The sequence below is a fragment of the Pseudomonas putida genome (assembly GCF_016406145.1).
GTDB classification, from domain to species: Bacteria; Pseudomonadota; Gammaproteobacteria; order Pseudomonadales; family Pseudomonadaceae; genus Aquipseudomonas; species Aquipseudomonas putida_E.
In genome coordinates this window covers 2,743,906-2,763,202 of the sequence record NZ_CP066306.1, presented here as the reverse complement: position 1 = coordinate 2,763,202, position 19,297 = coordinate 2,743,906, and the positions used below count along the sequence as shown (strand labels likewise).

General features: G+C 63.2%; 27 protein-coding genes. 12 read left to right on the top strand and 15 right to left on the bottom strand.

The genetic code is table 11. From position 1 onward, the window contains the following. Positions 1-31 precede the first annotated feature (31 nt). The 5 genes from JET17_RS12650 to JET17_RS12630 all read left to right on the top strand — a co-directional run bounded on the left by JET17_RS12650 (position 32) and on the right by JET17_RS12630 (position 3,385). Complete coding sequence (locus JET17_RS12650; RefSeq protein ID WP_012314350.1) at positions 32-343, top strand: hypothetical protein; 312 nt, start codon at positions 32-34, stop codon at positions 341-343. A gap of 48 nt (positions 344-391) precedes the next feature. Then, positions 392-943, top strand: a complete 552-nt coding sequence (locus tag JET17_RS12645) for a YbhB/YbcL family Raf kinase inhibitor-like protein (RefSeq protein ID WP_012314349.1) — start codon at positions 392-394, stop codon at positions 941-943. Between the two features lie 44 nt (positions 944-987). After that, on the top strand, positions 988-1,659 hold the full coding sequence (locus JET17_RS12640) for a class I SAM-dependent methyltransferase (protein ID WP_012314348.1): 672 nt from the start codon (positions 988-990) through the stop codon (positions 1,657-1,659). A gap of 200 nt (positions 1,660-1,859) precedes the next feature. Further along, a complete protein-coding gene (locus tag JET17_RS12635; protein WP_012314347.1) occupies positions 1,860-2,696 on the top strand; it encodes a bifunctional allantoicase/(S)-ureidoglycine aminohydrolase in 837 nt (278 codons plus the stop codon). 89 nt (positions 2,697-2,785) lie between these two features. Next, the gene (locus JET17_RS12630; protein ID WP_012314346.1) at positions 2,786-3,385 is read left to right on the top strand and encodes an START domain-containing protein; all 600 of its coding nucleotides are present in this window, start codon (positions 2,786-2,788) and stop codon (positions 3,383-3,385) included. Between the two features lie 6 nt (positions 3,386-3,391). Here JET17_RS12630 and sodC read toward each other — a convergent pair whose 3' ends face one another. After that, on the bottom strand, positions 3,392-3,907 hold the full coding sequence (sodC, locus tag JET17_RS12625) for a superoxide dismutase family protein (RefSeq protein WP_012314345.1): 516 nt from the start codon (positions 3,905-3,907) through the stop codon (positions 3,392-3,394). A gap of 205 nt (positions 3,908-4,112) precedes the next feature. Between sodC and JET17_RS12620 the strand changes: the two genes are divergently transcribed. Together JET17_RS12620 and JET17_RS12615 are read left to right on the top strand one after the other, a co-directional pair. After that, the gene (locus JET17_RS12620) at positions 4,113-5,030 is read left to right on the top strand and encodes an AEC family transporter (protein WP_012314344.1); all 918 of its coding nucleotides are present in this window, start codon (positions 4,113-4,115) and stop codon (positions 5,028-5,030) included. A 48-nt stretch (positions 5,031-5,078) separates the two neighbouring features. Beyond that, on the top strand, positions 5,079-5,690 hold the full coding sequence (locus JET17_RS12615) for a cell wall hydrolase (protein ID WP_012314343.1): 612 nt from the start codon (positions 5,079-5,081) through the stop codon (positions 5,688-5,690). Positions 5,691-5,752: 62 nt separating this feature from the next. Here JET17_RS12615 and JET17_RS12610 read toward each other — a convergent pair whose 3' ends face one another. After that, a complete protein-coding gene (locus JET17_RS12610) occupies positions 5,753-5,926 on the bottom strand; it encodes a hypothetical protein (RefSeq protein ID WP_190273323.1) in 174 nt (57 codons plus the stop codon). A 12-nt stretch (positions 5,927-5,938) separates the two neighbouring features. Here JET17_RS12610 and JET17_RS12605 point away from each other — a divergent pair, with 12 nt between their 5' ends. After that, positions 5,939-6,790, top strand: coding sequence for a CAP domain-containing protein (locus JET17_RS12605; RefSeq protein ID WP_012314342.1), 852 nt, complete (start codon positions 5,939-5,941; stop codon positions 6,788-6,790). Here JET17_RS12605 and JET17_RS12600 read toward each other — a convergent pair. Further along, positions 6,757-7,752, bottom strand: a complete 996-nt coding sequence (locus JET17_RS12600; protein ID WP_012314341.1) for a GlxA family transcriptional regulator — start codon at positions 7,750-7,752, stop codon at positions 6,757-6,759. The genes JET17_RS12605 and JET17_RS12600 overlap by 34 nt on opposite strands. A 106-nt stretch (positions 7,753-7,858) precedes the next feature. Between JET17_RS12600 and JET17_RS12595 the strand changes: the two genes are divergently transcribed. Then, positions 7,859-8,470 carry a LysE family translocator gene (locus JET17_RS12595; protein WP_012314340.1) on the top strand — a complete coding sequence of 204 codons (612 nt, stop codon included), beginning with the start codon at positions 7,859-7,861 and terminating at the stop codon, positions 8,468-8,470. Between the two features lie 4 nt (positions 8,471-8,474). On the opposite strand, the gene JET17_RS12590 is transcribed toward JET17_RS12595, so the two are convergent. Next, entirely contained in the window at positions 8,475-9,683 is a 1,209-nt protein-coding gene (locus JET17_RS12590; protein ID WP_012314339.1) for an MFS transporter, read from the bottom strand. A 113-nt stretch (positions 9,684-9,796) separates the two neighbouring features. Beyond that, positions 9,797-10,696 (bottom strand): LysR family transcriptional regulator, encoded by a 900-nt coding sequence (locus JET17_RS12585; RefSeq protein WP_012314338.1) that lies wholly within the window; start codon positions 10,694-10,696, stop codon positions 9,797-9,799. 117 nt (positions 10,697-10,813) lie between these two features. Here JET17_RS12585 and JET17_RS12580 point away from each other — a divergent pair, with 117 nt between their 5' ends. The 3 genes from JET17_RS12580 (at position 10,814) to JET17_RS12570 (ending at position 12,689) form a co-directional block, all read left to right on the top strand. Further along, the gene (locus JET17_RS12580) at positions 10,814-11,167 is read left to right on the top strand and encodes a cupin (protein ID WP_012314337.1); all 354 of its coding nucleotides are present in this window, start codon (positions 10,814-10,816) and stop codon (positions 11,165-11,167) included. 41 nt (positions 11,168-11,208) lie between these two features. Next, positions 11,209-11,853 (top strand): DNA oxidative demethylase AlkB, encoded by a 645-nt coding sequence (gene alkB, locus JET17_RS12575; RefSeq protein ID WP_012314336.1) that lies wholly within the window; start codon positions 11,209-11,211, stop codon positions 11,851-11,853. 113 nt (positions 11,854-11,966) lie between these two features. Beyond that, positions 11,967-12,689 (top strand): ribonuclease T2 family protein, encoded by a 723-nt coding sequence (locus JET17_RS12570; protein ID WP_012314335.1) that lies wholly within the window; start codon positions 11,967-11,969, stop codon positions 12,687-12,689. A 92-nt stretch (positions 12,690-12,781) separates the two neighbouring features. On the opposite strand, the gene JET17_RS12565 is transcribed toward JET17_RS12570, so the two are convergent. Genes JET17_RS12565 through JET17_RS12520 form a run of 10 tightly spaced genes read right to left on the bottom strand, consistent with a single transcriptional unit; the run spans position 12,782 to position 19,296 of the window. After that, the gene (locus JET17_RS12565; RefSeq protein WP_012314334.1) at positions 12,782-13,633 is read right to left on the bottom strand and encodes a CsgG/HfaB family protein; all 852 of its coding nucleotides are present in this window, start codon (positions 13,631-13,633) and stop codon (positions 12,782-12,784) included. Positions 13,634-13,666: 33 nt separating this feature from the next. Continuing rightward, positions 13,667-14,080 carry a curli assembly protein CsgF gene (locus JET17_RS12560; protein ID WP_012314333.1) on the bottom strand — a complete coding sequence of 138 codons (414 nt, stop codon included), beginning with the start codon at positions 14,078-14,080 and terminating at the stop codon, positions 13,667-13,669. After that, positions 14,077-14,484: a curli production assembly/transport protein CsgE gene (csgE, locus tag JET17_RS12555; protein ID WP_012314332.1), complete on the bottom strand. Its 408-nt coding sequence runs from the start codon at positions 14,482-14,484 to the stop codon at positions 14,077-14,079. Before csgE ends, JET17_RS12560 begins: the two co-directional genes overlap by 4 nt. Continuing rightward, the gene (locus tag JET17_RS12550) at positions 14,481-15,008 is read right to left on the bottom strand and encodes a type II secretion system protein (RefSeq protein WP_012314331.1); all 528 of its coding nucleotides are present in this window, start codon (positions 15,006-15,008) and stop codon (positions 14,481-14,483) included. The genes csgE and JET17_RS12550 overlap by 4 nt, the downstream gene beginning before the upstream one ends. Continuing rightward, entirely contained in the window at positions 14,983-15,357 is a 375-nt protein-coding gene (locus tag JET17_RS12545; RefSeq protein ID WP_012314330.1) for a type II secretion system protein, read from the bottom strand. Before JET17_RS12545 ends, JET17_RS12550 begins: the two co-directional genes overlap by 26 nt. Before the next feature lie 5 nt (positions 15,358-15,362). Further along, positions 15,363-15,836, bottom strand: coding sequence for a type II secretion system protein (locus JET17_RS12540; protein WP_012314329.1), 474 nt, complete (start codon positions 15,834-15,836; stop codon positions 15,363-15,365). Then, complete coding sequence (locus JET17_RS12535) at positions 15,833-17,710, bottom strand: secretin N-terminal domain-containing protein (RefSeq protein ID WP_012314328.1); 1,878 nt, start codon at positions 17,708-17,710, stop codon at positions 15,833-15,835. Before JET17_RS12535 ends, JET17_RS12540 begins: the two co-directional genes overlap by 4 nt. Next, complete coding sequence (locus JET17_RS12530; RefSeq protein ID WP_012314327.1) at positions 17,707-18,204, bottom strand: hypothetical protein; 498 nt, start codon at positions 18,202-18,204, stop codon at positions 17,707-17,709. Before JET17_RS12530 ends, JET17_RS12535 begins: the two co-directional genes overlap by 4 nt. Beyond that, positions 18,204-18,767, bottom strand: a complete 564-nt coding sequence (pilO, locus tag JET17_RS12525) for a type 4a pilus biogenesis protein PilO (protein ID WP_012314326.1) — start codon at positions 18,765-18,767, stop codon at positions 18,204-18,206. Before pilO ends, JET17_RS12530 begins: the two co-directional genes overlap by 1 nt. After that, positions 18,754-19,296, bottom strand: coding sequence for a PilN domain-containing protein (locus tag JET17_RS12520; protein ID WP_012314325.1), 543 nt, complete (start codon positions 19,294-19,296; stop codon positions 18,754-18,756). The genes pilO and JET17_RS12520 overlap by 14 nt, the downstream gene beginning before the upstream one ends. Position 19,297 lies beyond the last annotated feature (1 nt).

Genomic DNA, 19,297 nt, shown 5'->3' with positions numbered 1-19,297 from the left:
AATGACAGATCATCCTCACAGGAGATTCGCCATGATCCGCATTCGTCCACTCCCCCTGCTCCTAACACTTGCCCTGGGCCTGGGCTCGGCCACCAGTTTCGCTGCTTCCGATACCTCAAACACCAACACCGACGCTTACCCGAAAACCGACCAGCAAGGCGGCAAGACTGCCGGTGAGGGCAGCAGCGTCAACAGCCCCGGCAGCAGCCAGGACAACGACAGCGCCGATACCGGCGGCGATGCGGCCGATGGCGCCGCAGGCGGCTCCAACAGTACTGGCGAAGCAACGGGGTCTGGCGCCGGGCATACCGGTGGCACCGCCGAGGACCAGGACAGCCGTTGACGGCAGCCTGGGCTACACTGCGGCGAGTCGCCCTGCCAAGGAATCGTCATGAACCTCAAACCCTGGCTGTTCGCCGCGCTGCTGCCCGGCACTGTGCTGGCCGCGGGCAGCGGCTCCGGTGCGCTGTCGATCAGCTCAGCGTCTTTCACCGATGGCGGTGTCATCGCCCTGCAGCAGGTCGGGCCCGACCCGGCCTGCGGTGCGGGCGAGGAGCGTACCCCACAGTTGAGCTGGACGAACTTGCCTGCCGGCACGCGCTCGCTGGCCTTGGTGATGTTCGACCCGGACGGCGGCAAGGGTATCGGGGTGGTGCATTGGGTCGCTTATAACATCGACCCTGAATTGGGTAGCCTGGAAGAAGGCAAGTACGCCTTGACCACCAAGGGTGTGACCGTGGGCCGCAATTCGCGCGGCACCCTCACCTACCGTGGGCCGTGCCCGCCAGCCGGGGATAACCCGCACCACTATGCGTTGACACTGATAGCGACCGACATCCCCATCGGAGTATTGCCCGATGGGCTGGACCGCAATGGTCTGATGGAGTTGCTGCAAGGGCATGCCTTGGGTGCGCAGAGCCTGGTTGGCCGGTATGGACATTGAGGTTGAAGGCGCCGGTTTTTTCGCAGGCAAACCCGGAGGCCATCGTGCCCTCACCTGAAGCAGCCCTGCGCCTGAGCTGGCAGCAAAACGCCAATAGCTGGATCGAAGCCGTGCGCAGTGGCGCCATCGAAAGCCGCCGGCAAGTCACCGATCAAGCCATCCTGGTAGCGATACTGGGCCGCCAGCCTGAACGTGTTCTCGACCTGGGTTGTGGTGAGGGGTGGCTCCTGCGCGCCTTGGCCGAGCGCGGCATCGACGCCACCGGGGTGGATGGCGATGCGTCGCTGGTTGAGGCGGCACGGGCAGCCGGCTCGCCACAGGTGCACCTGGCAAGCTACCGGCAACTGTGCGACGGCGCTGTGCCGATTGGCACAGGTTACGACCTGGTTTGCAGCAACTTCGCCTTGCTGCACCAGGACATCATCCCGCTGCTGGCGGCGGTCAACGCACTGCTGGCACCCGGCGGTGCGCTGGTGATCCAGACACTGCACCCTTGGAGTGAGGCGCACGGGGATTACCAGGATGGCTGGCGCGAGGAATCGTTTGCCGGCGTTGCCGGCAACTGGCGGCCGATGCCGTGGTACTTCCGCACCCTGGCCAGTTGGTTGAACGCGCTGGAAATGGCAGGTCTCAAGTTGGTGAGCCTGCAGGAGCCGCAACACCCACAGAGTACAGAACCGCAGTCATTGCTACTGGTGGCTGATCGGTTTGATTGACTGCGCACATAGCCCGGGGCAACCCCTTGGCCAAGGCGTGCACAGCGTAGCTGGCTCACATTCAGTAACTAAATACCGCGCATTCCAACATTTAATTTGTGGATGCGCGGGGCTTGCCCCTATGCTGGCCGTGCATCCCCTGCACGCACCGGCCGGTGTGGTCCAAGGCATGGGGAGAGAACAACAAGTCGAGATCGTTCATGTCGAATCACTCCTACTTCGCCCCCCACGGTGGGCACCCGGCTCAAACCGAGCTGCTGACTGACCGTGCAATGTTCACCGAAGCCTATGCCGTCATTCCCAAAGGCGTGATGCGTGACATCGTCACCAGCCACCTGCCGTTCTGGGACAAGATGCGCATGTGGGTCATCGCCCGCCCACTCACCGGCTTTGCCGAAACCTTCGCCCAGTACATCGTCGAAGTGGCCCCGGAAGGCGGCAGCGAGCGTCCTGAACTGGACCCCAATGCCGAAGCCGTCGTATTCGTCGTCGAAGGCGAAATCGACATCACCGTCGAAGGCAAGCACCACACCCTGGGCCAGGGCGGTTACGCATTCCTCGCCCCGGGCGCCGAGTGGAGCCTGCGCAACAACAGCAAGTCCAACGTCACCTTCCACTGGCTGCGCAAGCACTACCAGAAGGTTGAAGGCCTGGATATCCCTGAGTCGTTCGTTACCCACCGCGACAACGCCACCGTCATCGAAATGCCGGGTACCGAAGGCCGCTGGGTCACTACCCGCTTCGTCGACATGGCCGACATGCGCCACGACATGCACGTCAACATCGTGACCTTCCAGCCGGGCGGCGTGATTCCGTTCGCTGAAACCCACGTCATGGAACACGGCCTGTACGTACTGGAAGGCAAGGCGGTCTATCGCTTGAACCAGGACTGGGTCGAAGTGGAAGCGGGCGACTTCATGTGGCTGCGTGCATTCTGCCCGCAAGCCTGCTACGCAGGCGGCCCAGGCAAGTTCAGCTACCTGCTGTACAAAGACGTGAACCGTCATGTGCACCTGACGCTGAACCCACAGCGTTAAGCCCTGAATGCGGTAGCAAAGCCCGCCACCTGGCGGGCTTTGTGTTTGCCACACATACTCAAAGGCCTACCCACTTCGCGGTGCACGCCATGAACCGCAGTACCTTGTTCGCCGCCCTGTTGGCCTGCGCCTGCGTGCAAGCCGCTGATGACTGGAACCTGGCTTACGACCGCGAAGGCATTCGCGTGTACCTGCGCGGCGTGACCGGCTCACCCTATCAACAGTTTCGCGGGGTCAGCACCATGCAGGCCAGCGTGCGCACCCTTACCGACCTGCAGGAAAATTTGCGCGTCGCCTGTAAATGGCTGTATGCCTGCGAGCAGATGCGCCTGCTGGAGGTCGCGGGCGACAGCACCTGGGTCTACCTGACCACCGACTTGCCATGGCCTACCCTGCCGCGCGACATCATCCTCAAAGTCACCAGCGAACGGCTCGACGACGGCACCCTGGTGCGCCACTTGAGTGCCGAGCCGAACAAACTGCCGGAGCAGCCGGGGCTGATCCGCGTACAGCACCTGAGTGGCGAGTGGGTCATGAAGCCGCTGGGCGAACGCACGACCGAGGTTACTTATCAGCTGCAGGCCGATCCGGCCGGGGATGTGCCAGGCTGGCTGGCCAACCGCTTCGTGGTGGATGCGCCGGTGGTAACGCTGCGAACCCTTCGGGCTGTGGCCGAGCGCCAGCCTTGAGGCAGCCTACTGGACTACCCCGCAAGCAACCCGTGCACCGCCGCCACCGAGCTTCTCGGGGTGGTCACTGTGGTTGTCGCCCCCTGCATGCACCATCAGCGCGTGCCCTTTGAAGTCCGAAGCCTTCAGGCGTGGCGCCAGTACCGGGTAATTGGCCTTGCCATCTGCGCCCACATACAGCGCCGGCAGGTCACCGCGATGACCGCTGTCGTCGTAAGGGCCCTTGTGTGCATTGGTCGAGTCCGGATCCCAGTGGCCGCCCGCTGCACCTGCAGGCACAGGTTTGCCATTTTCCTCGGCAGGTGCGCAAGAAGGTTTCTGGTGCAGGTGGAAGCCGTGCACACCCGGTGGCAAGTCTTTGAGGTCCGGGGTGAGCACGGCGCCGTACTTGCTCTGCTCGATGCTGACGGTGCCGATCACTTTGCCTGGGCCGTCCGGGGCGGCCAGCTTCAGTTCCACGGTCTGCGCTGCCTGGGCGAGGCCGGCCGAGGCCAGCAAGGCGCTGAATACCAGTGCTTTCATGTTGTATCTCCATGGTTTGAGGTGAGCGGGTGTCATACCCACATAACAGGTGTGACTGCACAGGTTTGCAGGCATTCCATCCAGCCACAGAATGAAATATTTCCTACCGGAACCCGTCGGCGTATCCCTCAAGGCCGAAATAAGCGTTTTTACCAACCCGCCAGCCACGCTAACCTGTGGCTGTACCCGGCCCTGGATCCCGCCCATGCTTCACCTTCTGCTGACCACGCTGGTTCCCATCATCCTGCTGATCGCCCTGGGCACATTGCTGCGTGTACGCGGTTTTCTTGCTGAAACCTTCTGGCCAGGTGCCGAACGCCTGAGCTACTACGTGCTGCTGCCATCGCTGTTCCTTCATGGCCTGGCCACCGCCAACCTCGACGGTGTGCCGGTGCTTGGCATGGTCGGCGTGCTGATGCTCTCAACCTTGCTCGGCGCCGCGCTGCTGGTGCTGTATCAAGGTGCAGTGAATCACGATGGCGCAGACTTCACCTCGGTGTTCCAGGGTGGAGTGCGGTTCAACAACTATATTGGCGCCACCCTGGCCGCCGGGCTCTACGGTAGTGCAGGCATCGCCCTGGCTGCGGTGGCCAATGCCGCAATCGTGCCCCTGGTGAATCTGCTTTGCGTGCTGGTGTTCGCCCGCTTCAGCGCTCGCCACAGCTCCCCGGCCACCGTGCTGCGGGCGATTTTCGCCAACCCGCTGATCGTGGGGTGCGCTGGCGGGCTGCTGCTGCGCGTCACCGGGCTGGGGCTACCCGCTGGCATCGAGCCAACAGTCAAGGCACTGGGTCAGGCCGCCCTGCCCCTGGGCCTTTTGTGTGTCGGCGCAGCACTGGGCGGCGCCAGCGTCGGCCAGCAGGTACGCCCCCTGCTGGCGGCCTCGACGTTCAAGTTTCTGGTCATGCCACTGACCACTTGGGGCCTGTGCCGCCTGCTCGGCCTTAGCGGCCAGGCGGCAGTGGTGGCGGTGCTGTTCCAGGCATTGCCTACAGCATCGTCGTCCTATGTCATGGCGCGGCAAATGGGCGGCAACGCACCGTTGATGGCGACCATCATTGCCTTGCAGACCGTGGCCGCTGCGGTGACCCTACCCTTGATGTTAATGCTTTCGCTCAACTGAATACGCTTGGCTAGACTGAGGATCAGCACACACTTCGGGACCTGGACCATGCGCCTATTTTGGATAGTGATCGGCTTCACCTCGGCCCTGCTCGCAGGCCCATTGAATGCCGCCGACACTGCCAAGGCCATTGTTGCAGAGGACAAGGCCGAGGTACTTGAAGAGAAGGTGGCCGACGATGCGCCACCGCCGAAAAAAACCGAAACCCTGACGCCCAGTGAAGTCAAGGCAGTCGACCCGGCAGGCCAGGCGCCGCTGGACGACAGCATCACCTGCCTGGCACGCACGATCTACTGGGAAGCCAAAGGTGCCGATCAAAAAGACATGAGCGCTGTGGCCAGCGTGGTGCTCAACCGCCTCGGCAAGGACGGTTTCCCCGACACCATCTGTGGTGTGGTCAAGCAAGGGGTTGAAAGCAAGTCTTGCCAGTTCTCCTGGTGGTGTGACGGGCGTTCCGACCAGGTAGAGGAGCCGCAGCGGTATGACATCGCCAAGGAAATCGCGCGCAAGGCGCTCAACCAGCAGCTAAAAGACACCACCGGTGGCGCGCTTTACTTTCATGACCGCACAGTGCGCCCCGACTGGGCCAAAGCCTACCGCAGGACCGCCCAGACAAGGCTCTTTCTGTTCTACAAACCCAACCCGGCGCTGGCGCGCTGAGCCGGTGCCTGTTGCAGAGCCCCTAACACCGACGAACGTTTACTCACGGCGTGCAGTCGAACTTAAGCCCCGGCATTGATTGGCAACTCATCGCACTTTTCCGGCAGCACGCGGTCTACCACCTCTTTTGTCGCCTGCAAGCCATTGCTGGTGTTTTCATTGCTTTGCACGACACCGGGCCAAAAGCCTTGGGCTTGTGTAGGATGAGCAGCGCATACCAAGACGCTGCCAGTCACAGGGAGATCCACATGCGCGTCCTGTCATCCGTTGCCGCCTTGTCGTTAAGCCTGGCCGTTTCGACTTCGAGCCTGGCTGCCAACGGCGAAGAGGCGCAACTGATCGATTCGATCAATGCCTACCGCAGCCAGGCCCAACCCTGCGGCGATGAAGCATCGCTTGAGCTGCCGCCGCTCAACAGCGACACCCGCTTGGCGCTGTCGCCCGAAGGTACACGCGACCTCCAGCAGGCCATGACCCGCGCGGCCTACCCCATGGTCAACGTACAGGCGATCAGCCTGTCCGGCCCACGCGACGCCCGCGCCGCGATGCATGCGATCCAGGAAAGCTTCTGCCAGGTGGTGCTCGACCCGCAGTTCGTCGACATTGGCGTCAGCCAGGAAGGCCGCGACTGGCGCATCGTACTGGCGCGCCCATTGCTCAGCGGGCGCCTGGGCGACTGGCAGGCTGAGGGGCAAAATGTGCTGCAGGCGATCAACGCTGCGCGCAAGGCACCGCGACAATGCGGCGGCCAACCCTTCGCCGCAGCACCCGCGCTTGGCTGGAGCACCGCGCTGGCGGGGGTGGCGGCCAACCATACACGGGCCATGGCCAACCAAAATTTCTTCGACCACATCGACCACGACGGCCGCACCCCGGGTGACCGTGCCGAACTGGCCGGCTACCTGTACCAGCAGATTGGCGAGAACATCGCAGCCGGGCGTGACTCGGCACAAAAGGTGGTAGATGGCTGGTTGGCCAGCCCTGGGCATTGCGCAACCTTGATGAACCCAGACTTCCGCGAAATGGGGGCTGCCTATGCAGTGGACCCCAAGAGTGATGCGGGCATCTATTGGACAGGGTTGTTCGGCACGCCGCAGTGAGCCCCCTTGCGCAGCGCCTGCGCGGTGCAACCAAAGCGCTGTCGTACGCGCCTGCCCAGGTAACTGGCATCTGCAAACCCTACCTCCTCGGCAATCTGCGCCAGGCCATGGCTGGAGTTGCACAGGCGCCAGCGGGCCTGTTGCAGGCGCATTTCCAGCCACCAGGCCTTGGCGCTCATACCATGGCTGGCCTGGAACTGGCGGTCCAGTTGCCGTCGGCTGATAGCCAGCTCTGCCGCCAATCGCTCGATGGACAGGCGCGCCCCCATGTGGTGGCGCATCAACGCCAGCGCGCGCTGCACCTGGCGCCCCTGCCCTGCGCCGGCCTCCAGCGAGCGCAGGGCATGGCGGCTGTCACGGGTCTCATCCACCAGCATGTCGGCCAACCCCTTGAGCGCGCGAGCGCGGCCACAGGCCTCTGACAGCAGCGCCACCGCCAGGTCGATGGCTGCCGTGCCACCGGCGCAGGTAATACGGGCCCCATCGATGCAGTACAGCTGCTCGCGCAGTACCTGAAGGTGCGGGAACGTTGCCCGGAACTCGGTTTCGTGACGCCAGTGCACAACCACCCTGTGCCCCTCCAGCAAACCGCAGGCCGCCAGCAGGAAAACCGCGTTGTCGATGGCGACCAGTTTCACACCAGCTTTGGCCGCGCGCCTGAGCAGGCTTTTATAGCGAGGAGCCAACCCGGCAGTGGCCTGCGCGTTGCGGCTGCCGAACAGCACCAGGTAATCGAAACCCTTCAGCGCCAGCGAATCGGTAATAGCCTCCACCTGCACCACCGCGCCGCTGCTGGAAACCACAGGCTCCCCGGTCAGCCCGCCAAGTGTCCAGCTGCAGTAGCGCTGGCGACTGTAATCTTCGTCATCGGCGCTGAAACGCAGCTTGTCGAGAAATGCGCCGAAGGGCAGCAACGCGAAATCCGGCAAGGGCAGGATCAGCAGGCGAATATCGGGGACCATGCAAGGATGTCCAGAAAGTACCTTCGAATGTCCAGATAATACCCTGCCCCAACCACGCCGTCGCTTAGACTGGACACCTGAACACTGATCGAAAAAGGCGCGTTACATGGCTCTGGATATCTGGCTCATTTACCTGCTGGCAAGCATCGGCCTGTCGCTGACCCCTGGGCCGAACAGCTTGCTGGCACTGACCCATGGCGCGCTGTATGGCGCTCACCGCACCTTGTTCACCATCGTTGGCGGCGTGTTCGGCTTCAGTGCGTTGATCGGCCTGGCCATGTTCGGCCTGACGGCCCTGCTGCAAACGTCAGCGGCATTGCTGACGGTATTGAAGTGGGTGGGCGGCGCCTACCTGGTGTGGTTGGGCATTGCGCTCTGGCGCAGCCCGCCCTTGCACCTTGAGATGAACACGCGCGCCGTGCAGTCGAGCAATGCCGGCCTGTTCCGCCAGGGCCTGCTGTCGGCCATGGCCAACCCCAAGGTGCTGCTGTTCTATGGCGCATTCCTGCCTCAGTTCATCGACCCCCAGCGCGGCTTGCTCCTGCAGTTTCTGATCATGGCAGCCACCTTCGCCAGCGTGGAGTTCGTGGTTGAATACCTGCTGGCGCGGTTGGCGTTCCGTATCAGGCCTTGGCTGGCCAGAGGTGGCAAGGGTTTCAATCGGTGCTGTGGGGGGTTGTTCGCGTTGATCGGGGTGGCGCTACCGCTCGGCCGCTAGCGGGTCAATGGCCAGGTTCGCGCCGCGCAACCAGAAGGAATGCCGCCAACGCCAGGCCCGGTAACAAAGCCCCCAGTGCGGCCACGCCGTGCCATCCGTAGTCGGAAAACACCGCGCTGGCCGCGGCCGAACCCAGTGCACCACCGAGGAAAATGCTCGTCATGTACAGCGCGTTGAGCCGCCCACGGCTAGCCGGGTCCAGCGCATAGACCTCGCGCTGGCCGATGACCATGTTCATCTGCACCGCAAAATCCAGCAGTACCCCTGTCGTTGCCAGGCCGATGACGCTAAACCCCGGTGCGGTCAACCCCAGCAGCAATGCCACAGGCGCCAACACCAAGGCAAGCAGTGACGCGGCGCGGGCATGGCCGGCGTCGGCCAGGCGTCCAGCCAGTGGCGCGGCGATGGCCCCGACTGCACCAACCAGGGCAAACAACGCGATCTGGCTCTGCGAAAGGCCATGCTCTTGCGCCAGGACCAGCGGCACCGCCGTCCAGTAAAGGCTGAACGCCCCGAACATCAATGCTTGATACAACGAGCGTTGGCGCAACACCGGGTACTGTCGCAACAATGCAATCAACGAGACCATCAGTGCGGCGTAGCTGGCCTTGTGGTCGGGTACCCGACGCGGCAGGGTCAACACCAACAGCAAGATGATCGCCAACATCAGGCTCGCTGCACCGATGAACACCATGCGCCAGCCGAAATGGTCAGCCACAAGGCTCGACACCGGCCGCGCCAGCAGGATGCCCAACAACAGGCCGCCCATGATATTGCCGACCACACGCCCGCGCTGCTGCTCCGGCGCCAGGTGCGCTGCCAGCGGAATGAGCATCTGTACTGCGACCGAACTGAAACCGATCAACAGCGCGTACCCGAGGAATAACAGACCTTGGCCATGGCTGCTGGTACCCGCCAACACAAGGCTTGCGCAAGCGAGCACGGCAGTGAAGATCATCAGCCGACGGTTTTCAAGCAGATCGGCCAGCGGTACCAGTAGCAGCAGACCCAGCGCATAACCCAACTGGGTCAACGAAACGATCAGGCTGGCTCGCTCTGCAGACAGCCCAAGGTCCGGAGCAATCAACCCGACAATAGGTTGGGCGTAATAGATGTTGGCGACGATGGCGCCGCAACAGAACGCCAGCAGCGTAATCAGGGCACGACTCAGTACTGGAGCTGTAGCCTGCGCAGCAGCTAGAGAGGGATTCATGCGAGGTTCCTCGGCATTGGGTGGAATATGCCGGGCACATTAGCGGTACATGCCCGGCAAGAGAATCCGGCCTCGACGCAACGGGGCTTTGCATCCTGCGCAACGCAAGTTTCTCAAGGCTCCAGCAGCCCTTCGCAAAACCTTATGAATGCCTGCACGCGTCGCGAACCGCGATGGTTGGGGAGATACAAGGCATTGATGCTGGCGTTGGCGGTGCCCGGGCTGATCTGCCAGGTATCGAACAGACGGCGCAAGCGCCCGGCTGCGACATCCTCGCGGACCAGCCAGTCAGCCAGCAGCGCGATGCCGCTACCGGCCAGCGCAGCTTCGCGCAGCAGATCAGCGTTGGCGCTGCGCAGTGGGCCCCTGACATCCAGCTCCAGCACTTCATCGCCCAGCCGCAAGCGCCAAGGGCGCACCATCGGCCCATAGCTAAAGCGCAGGCAGGCGTGATCAAGCAGCTGACCGGGGTGCTGCAAGGGCTCGCAACCGGCCAGATAGTCAGGACTTGCCACCAGCCAGCGCTCGAAGCGGCCCAGTTGCCGGCACACCAGTTCCTCGCTGGGCGCAGGGTCGCCAAGCCGGATCGACAAGTCGTAACGACCGCCAAGCAGGTCATCGACCCGGTCACTCATGTCGATGTCCAGCTCCAGAGCACGATGGCGCGCCAGAAACTGCCCAAGGTGTGGCGCAATCACCCGACGGCCGAACTCAACCGGCAGGCATAAGCGCAGCACACCTACCGGCTCCTCGCCACGGTCGGCGACACTGGCATCGGCTTTATCAAGCGCTTCGAAAATTTCACGTGCACGGGCGTAGTAACGGGCACCTGCTTCTGTAAGGGTGACCTGGCGCGTGGAGCGGTTAAGCAAGGTGGCCCCAAGCGCCGATTCCAGAGCATCGACCAGGCGCGTCACCGACGAGGTGGCCACGCCGAGCTTGCGCGCTGCGGCGGAAAAGCCCTGAGCGTCGACGGTGGCAGCGAACATCCTCATTGCCAGAAGCTTGTCCATATGAGTCCTTTGGCATTTGGTCTCAGAAAAGTCTTACATTCGAGATAGGTGGTCAAGAAGCGCGCGTTATTTCGATCCAGTCCATAGTGAAATACCTCCCATACAGCGAGATCTGCCATGACACCTGCCAACGTGCTGATCCACCTCCCACCCTGTGATCCTGGCGCACCGGAACGGGTCGATGACCTCCTCAAACGCCCGGGCCTGCGTATCGAGCGCATTGTTTCCAGCGGCCAGTGCAGCCCTCCCGGGTTCTGGTACGACCAGCCCGAAGGCGAATGGATCGTGCTGCTGAGCGGCAGTGCCGGCCTGCGCCTCGAGCATGAAGCCTACACACGGCTGCTGGCCCCGGGTGATTGCCTGGACATCCCGGCCCATTGCCGCCATCGCGTGGAATGGACCGCACAAGGCACCCATACCGTGTGGCTCGCCGTGTTCTATAGCAGTGAAAAACCCTGGCCTGCCTGCTGAGCGGGTTAGAATGGCCACACCCATCCCTCGACATCACGACCATGATCCAGTCCGATCTCGACCTGTTCGGCCCCCAGCCACAACGACTGGCCAGCCACACCGTGCTGTTGCCCGGCTTTGCCCTTGCGCAAGTCGAGCAGCTGCTCGACGCCCTGCGCCCTGTGCTTCGCGCAGCCCCCTTCCGGCACATGCGTACGCCCGGCGGTCTGCACATGGCGGTGGCCTTGACCAACTGCGGTTCGCTGGGTTGGGTCAGCGACGCCAAAGGCTACCGATACAGCCCGACCGACCCCGTCAGCGGCGAGCCTTGGCCAGCCCTGCCTGAAGCTCTGCTTGAGCTGGCCGGGCGCGCTGCGGCCGCGGCAGGCTTCGACGCGTTCGTACCTGATGCCTGCCTGGTCAACCACTATCTGCCCGGTACCCGCCTGAGCCTACACCAGGATCGCGACGAAGCTGACTTCGGCCAGCCGATCGTGTCGGTATCTCTAGGGTTGCCGGCGGTGTTCCTGCTGGGTGGTTTCCAGCGCTCGGACAAGACTCGGCGAATAGCGTTGAGCCATGGCGATGTGCTGGTCTGGGGAGGTGAGGACCGGTTGCGCTTTCATGGGGTATTGCCGATCAAGCCGGGCGTGCATCCGCGGATGGGCGAGCGGCGGATCAACCTGACTTTGCGCAAGGCCGGGTAATGCAAGCAAATAGCCACCCGACATTTCTGCCAGTAGACGCGCGCCCGCCTGCTCCCGGTTAATTGATCTGACGCCGCCACTACCAGAGCGGTCCCGTTCAAGGGAGCGAACCCATGCGCTTGATGATAACAATCTTGCTACTGCTGACCCTCTTAGGGGCAAGCCGTGTGATGGCACTGGATGCCAATGAAGAGGCCCACATCAATGCACCTCCCTCCAAGTACCTGGTCTACTCCGTCACTTGGCAACCCACTTTCTGCCTCATGAAGCCCTCGACGCCAGGCTGTGAGGAGGCACCGGAACGCTTTCTCACCCACGGTATCTGGCCCTACAGCGAAAGCATTGGCAACCTGACCAATCGTCACCCCCAGTACTGCACCAATTCCCCTGACTGCACCAACGGCGAAGCCTGTGCAATGAGGGCCGATGAGATGAGTGCAGTGCTTGCCAACAAAGCCCTGCGGGCCATCGTTACCAGCGAACCCGAGAAGCTGTTCGCGCATGAATGGCAAAAACACGGCACTTGCTCGGGCAAGCGTATGCAGGAGTACTTTCAGGACTTCGTCGACTTGAACAAGGTGGTCAGTTTTGACAATGACGCGTTCGAGGCGATGGTAGGGCACGCTACCGAGTTCTCGAAGATTCGCGAGGTCTTCCCTGACAACACGGCGTTCAGATGTTACCGGGATAAGCAGGGTAAGCAGTACCTGCATGAGGTGTTCTACCTGGTCGACGAAAAAGGGAACCCCTATACGGAAGAAACCAACCTGCAGATCGGCGTTCAGTGTGAAACGCAGAAAACATGGATCCCGGAGCGTCCCAAGGCTACATCCTGAAGGCAGGCTTTACATGGGCAAGGATGGCACCCCGAGGTACGGCGCGCGCTCGGACGCCGCTGTACCTGTGAGGGGCGGTCTCGTCTCCATTGTCATTGCGCCTGAGACTGGCTCAGGTACTTGTCCACCGCAGCCTTGCCATCCCCTGCATCCCCCGCCACCTGCCACAACCGCCGCTCGATCCCTTGTGCCAGCAAATGCCCTACCGCCGACTCGATAGCCGACAGCACGCATAACTGTGCTGGTTCGTTGGTGGTGTAGCCCACTTCTGCCTCGAGCAGTTTCTTGAACTCGATGAATTTGAACACCCCGGCGCTACGCCCCACCGAGTAGATGGTCTTGCTGGTCATCACATTGGCCAATACCTGCCCGGTGCGTACGTCCACCGCACGCAGGTTGACTGTGACCTGGTCCACCCGGTACTCGCGGGAGATGTCAATGCCCAGGTAGCGTGCCCCTTCCCCGCCGCTACGCACATTGGTGTCGTAGGCGATGATGCCGCCTTCGAGCATCAGGTTGGCCGCTTGCAGCGGCGGCAGCTCGGTCTGGATGTTCTCCGGTACATCGGCCTTTTTCTGCGAGGCACGGATGATCTTGCGTTCGGTCAGCAGGTTCTGCAGGCCTTCACGCTCCAGCACCACGAACCAGCCGCTGGCATTGAGAGCGTCCATCAGCATGCTCGCCGCCCCTTGGGTAACACTGGTGGAGAACGAGCTGGCCGGGGTCGGCTTGTATTGCCCGGTCTGGTCGCGGAAGCCATACACCACCGCCATCAGCCTGCCCTTGGGCCGTGGCATGTTGATCAGGTCGTAGTAAGTCGAAGCGCGCGGGGTCAGGGTCGGGGTTTCCGAGTCCTGTTCGGCCGACATCGGTTCGCGCAGGCCGCAACCTTGGAGGCTTTGCAGGGCGGCGAGGATCAGCAAAGTGCTCAGCAGACGTTTCATGGTGTTCTCTCCCCAGATAACAACCCGTCCCTCTCAGGGGTTCAGGCCGCTGACCTCAATGATCGAAATTTCTCCTGTGACGCGGTCGGTGACCTTGATGCTCAAAGCACCGGAGTCATCGATCACATCGATCAGGAAGGCATCGGTGGCCATGCTGCCGGTCTGGCCATTGCTGATGTTGTCCAGCAACTGCGACAACATCCGCGACTCCAGCTGGTTGCTGAAGCGCTCCAGGGCCGAGGTACCGCCAAAGGCGGAGGTGCGGTCCTTGAGGTCAGGGTCGTCATAGTCGTTTTGCGCTTGGGCGTTGTTCAGCAACCAGGTGCCGTTGAGCGGGTTGCCACCGAACGCCGGATTGACCGGGGTGTACACCAGTTCCGTGGCCTGGGCGGTAACGGCGCAGGCCACAAGACAGGCGGCGATGCAGTGGGGAATACGCGTGTTCATAGCTCGTCCCTCTCCAGATCAGTGGTGTCCTGGAGCAGGCGCTGCAGCTTGCGCTGAATGACCTCCTGCTTGACCAGGTCGGCGGCCGCGACGGCCTCTTCTTTCAATTGGGTGACATTGGGCGGCAGGAAGCGGCGGTACAGCACATCGCGCTCGAATTCCACCGTGATCAGGCTGCCCCAGCGGGCATCCGGGCGTTCGCGCACCACCAGGTTGAAATCCAGGCGGCTGGTGGCGCGCAGGCGGTCGGCAAAGTAGGCGTAAAAGTCGTGGCCGATGTGCGAGATGGTGTTGTCGACGATAAAGCCCTTCATCTCATCTTCGGCGTCGGCCCGTGCCACATCGGATACCCCGGCGGCCAGCAACAGGCCAAGGCTCAGGCAAAACACGTTCAGGCGTTTCATGGCGCATCCCCCGGGCTACTGTGGGTCTGTGCGCCACTGGCGCTTTCGCTGAAGGCCTGCTCGGCGACGAACTGCCAATCGCTGTAGTGCTCGAGGCCTTCGAAGCCGGACCACTGAGTGTCGAAACCACTGCGTTTGAACGGGGTGGCGTCGGAGCGGCTGTGCACCCCGGTGATGCGCCCGTCGATCGAACGCAACAGCCCCCATTCATCACTGCCGGTGACCGGGTCCGGGTACAACCGGCGGATGTGCCGTTTCGGCTCTGGAAAGCGGTTGTCCTCCAGCAGGTCGGCCAGCGCCTGCGGGTACTGCGCCAGGCCTGGCGAAGCGCGGTAATAGCTGCGCAGTGCCTGGGCATACTGGCCACCCACCCACAGCAACTGACGCTCCTTTTCGCGCTGCGCCGCGCTGGACCACAGCGTGCCGCTGGACGCCAGGGCCACGCTGCTGGCTGCGATCAGCAGCAATACACCCAGGTAGGTGAAGCCGTTGCAGGCCTTACCATTGTGCGAAGTGGCTGCCATCACGTGCCCTCCCTGTTGCACCGCTCTTGATGTCGGCCACGCCACCGGCTACCCCTTCAGGCGGTGGCAGCAGTTGCCAGGCATCACTGCGTTCGGTTATTGGGTCGACCGGTGTGTTGCGCAGGTAGCGCTGCTCGACAAGTTGCTCCAGCGAATCCGGGTAGCGACCGGTGTCGCCGTAGTAATGGTCCAGCGCCTCACGCAGCACCGCCAGGCTCTGGCGCAGGGCAGCCTCGCGGGAGCTTTCCAGGCTGTTGAAGTAACGTGGCATGGCAATGGTCATCAGCGTGGCGATGATCGCCATCACCACCAGCAGTTCGATCAAGGTGAAACCTCGGCTGCGTTTCATGGTTGTCACCATTGCCCGTAAGGGATGTTGTTGAGGCCTTTGCCGCGGGCCTTGGAATACACGTCGTAAACGTCTTGGCCGTCACGCGGGTTGTCCGGCCCGCTGTCATAGGCGCGCAAGCCCCAGCCACCACCGTCATCGTCTTTTGCCGCCACTAGCGGGTCGTGCGGGATGCGCCGCAGGAAGTAGAACTTGCTGCCCTTGGCGCTGCGTACATCGCGCACCCCGTCGACCAGTACCTGCAGGTTTGGTGGGTAACCACTGGCATCCAGGCCTTTTTCGATGAAACCTGCGTCGAAGGCACGCTTGTAGGCATCGATGGCATCGCGGATCTGGTACAGCGCCTGACGCAATTGCTGCTCCTTGGTGCGGCGCACCACGGTTTCGGTCAGCGGTGCAGCCATGCTGGCGAGCAGCCCGAGCAATGCCAGGGTCAGCACCACCTCGATCAGGCTGAAGCCTTGCACGCGGCGTTTCATGGCCGTGGGCCCTTGCCGGCAGGCACCACCGCCATCTGGCTGTCGACAACCGGTGCATCGTCAGGCGCCTGGCCCGGCTCATCGGCCGGCAGCGCGCCGGCTGGCAAAGGCAGGGCCAGTTGGCGCACCTGCATGCTCGATTCGGTACCGGTGGCGAACTCCATGTCCGAGGGGCTCTGGTAAGGCAGGTTGCGTACGATCCGCGGGGTGATCGCCAGTACCAGTTCGGACTTGCTCATGTCATCGCGGTTGCTGCCGAACAGCCGGCCCAGGCCAGGGATGTCGCCCAGGCCCGGGATCTTGTTGCCGCTAGAGGTCTTGTCGTTGCGCACCAGCCCCGCCAGCACCTGGGTTTCGCCGTCGTGCAGGCGCAGGCTGGTCTGGGCATTGCGGGTGTCGACCTGGACCGGGATGGTGCCCTGGCGGGTTGGCTCCAGCGGGGTGGCGTTGCTGACCTCAAGCGCTACCTTGATCGCCACCTCGTTGTTCAGGTGCACGGTAGGCTGCACTTCAAGCTTCAGACCGACATCCAGGTAGGTGACGCTTTCGGTGATCACCGGCCCTTGGGTGGAAGGTACCGAGGTGGCGCTGATGATCGGCACACGCTGGCCGATGTGGATGCGCGCTTGCTCGCGGTTGCTGACGCGTATCACCGGACTGGCCAGGGTGTTGATGTCCTTGTCCTGGGCGTTGATCTTGGCCTGGGGCGCCGGCGAGATGCTGATACGCCCGGAGTTGATGCCGCGCAACTGGTCCAGCACGCTGACCGGGTTGCCCTCATCGCTCAGCACCCCGAAGGTATTGGGCCATTGCAGGCCAAGGTCGAGGATGCGCGAGCGGGCCACCTCCATCACCTCCACTTCCAGCACCACCTCGGGGTTGGACTGGTCCTGCGACTGCAGCAGCTTCTCGGCCATGCGCACGGCGTCTGGGGTGTCGCGCATGGTCAGGGTATTGAGGCGCTCATCAACGAATACATCGCGGGTCTTGAGCATGGTCTTGACCATGTTCAGTGCGGTGTTGGCATCGATGCTGGTCAGGTAGAACGTGCGCATGACCAGTTCCTGGTAGTCCTTGGTCTTCTGCGGCGAGTCGGGGTAGACCAGCAAGGTGTTGTCGTTGACGATCTTCTGGCGCAACTGGTTCTGTTCCAGCAACAGGGCTATGGCATCCTCGATGCGCACCTCGCGCACGAAGATGGTGGCCTTCATGTCCGGGCGCAGGTCCTTGTCGAAAATGAAGTTGATGCCGGCCACCTGGGACAGCACTTCGAAAATGACCTTGAGCTCGGCATCGCGAAACTCCAGGGTCACCGGGCGCTCCAGCTTGCTGCGCAGTTGCGGGAAGGGCTGTGCCGTACGGGCCTGGACGTTCTCGATATCGCTGCGCAGCATGATGCCCTTCTGGTTTTGCGGGTCCAGGCGCAGCACTTCGCGCATGTAACGCTCGGCACCGAACAGGTCGCCCTGGCGCAGCGCAGCCTGGCCCAGCGCAACACGGTCATCGAGGGTGCGCATCAGTTCCAGCTGGCGGATGCCCTCATGCGCGCGGCGGTTGTTCGGTTCCAGGGTGAGCACGCGGCCGTAACCTAGGCGCGCACCGGCGAAGTCGTGGCGGATGCGGTCGCTGTCGGCCTGGCTCAGCAGCGCCTCGACCGCCTGCTGCCGGCCTTGGGCCAACGCAATGTTCAGGTCGGTGTCACGCGGGTCGTCGCGCAGCGCCTCTTCCAGGCGAGCGATACCGGCCTCGTACTGGCCTTCTTTCATCAGCGCCTGGCTGTCCTTGCGCACCGCGCTCGAACCGCAGCCGGCAATGGCCACGCAGAGCGCCAGCAGCATGAACGGAGCAGGCTTGCACAACTTCGATGGCTTCATGGTGCGCTCCCGACAGACAAAGTCTGTGACTGGTGCAAAGGCAGGTAGACCAGGCCCAGCTCATTGGCCGAAACCCGATCGAGACGGTAGGTGTCGTCAATCACATCGCCCTGGCGCACGACGTAGAGTTTTTCGCCGCTGCGCAGGAAGACCTGCAGGTCGTCGCGATCGCCCAGGCGGCCGACGAACTGGAAAGGCAGCGCCGGGGCTGCGGGGGCAGCGGCTACCACCGCAGTGGCAACCACAGGTTGTTCGGTGACAGTGGCCAGGGCCTTGGGTTTAGTCCATTGCTGGCGGGGGAACAGGTCGCGCGTGGCCTGTTCCGGCTTCATCACCGGCATGCCGGCACTCTCAGAAACCGGTTGTGTGGGCACCGGCTTGCCGGCGATCAGGGCCTCCTCGCTTTCCTCGCCGAACCAGTGCCCCGGCGCCCAGGCCAACGCACCGGCAAGCCCCAGAAACCCCACCCACACCACTGCACGCTGAGTGTTCATCACGACCTCGACAGGTAAAGGGTCATGCGCAGGCGGCCATTGAGCTCACTGTCGCCAATGCGCTTGCGCTGCAGCTCAAGGTCTTCCAGCACCAGGGTCGGCAACTGGCCCAGCAGGCCGCGCACAAAGCCGCGGATCTGCGGATAGCTGCCGCGTACCGGCAGGACGATCTGGTAACGCGCCAGCTGGGTCTTGGGGTCGACACCCAGGGCGTACTCACCACGGGCCAGGCTGATACGTTCGGCGCTGGCCAGGTGGTACAGCCGCTCGATCAGTTCGCTGGCTTCAGGTTGCCCTGGCAGTTGCTGACGCAGGCTGTCCAGCGCTTGCTGTTCAGGCTTGACGGCGACTTTCAGCTCGCCACGCCTGACCCGCTCGACCTGGGCGCTGGCATCGGCCTCGCTGGCGCGCAGCTCGCGCAGGGCCTGCCACTGCGGCAGCACCCCGGCCAGCGCTACAGCGACTGCCAGGACGGCCACTGCGGCGCCGGCCAGGCCGACCGGGCCGATACGGCGCAACTGCTCCTGGAGGATCAGGCTGTTTATCGAGTCAGGGGCGCGCATGGCCGGTCTCCCAGGTGGCGGTAAGGGTGAAGCGCACCGGGTGCTCGGGTTGGCCCGCCACTACCTCGTGGTTGAGCAGCGATACATCGCTGAGCTCGGTGCTCTGTTCCAGGCGGTGGTGGTACTGCAGCATCGCTTCCAGGTTGCGGGCCTCGGCGGCAATACGCACCTGGCCCTTGCGGGCATCCGGGGTCAGGCTGAGCAGGGCCACGTCTTCCTGGGGTTGCGCTTCAAGCATGGCGAACAGTTGCTGCCAGGGCCGTTGCAGTTGCTGTGAAACGCTGCGCATCTGCGCCAGGCGTTCGGCCTGCTCGCGGCTGGCGGCGCTGTTCTGCGGGGCGACCGTGGCCGGGCGGCGACCCAGTTGCAGCTCCAGGCTGTGCAGCCGGGCCTCAAGGTGGACCTGCTCGGCTTGCAGGTGCTGTTGCAGCAGTACCAGCACGGCCACCACCGCGCCGCCCAGGGCCAGCAGCGACCAGGCCAGCGGGCTGCTGCGCCGGGGCTGGAATTCCAGGTCAAGGCGGCGCATG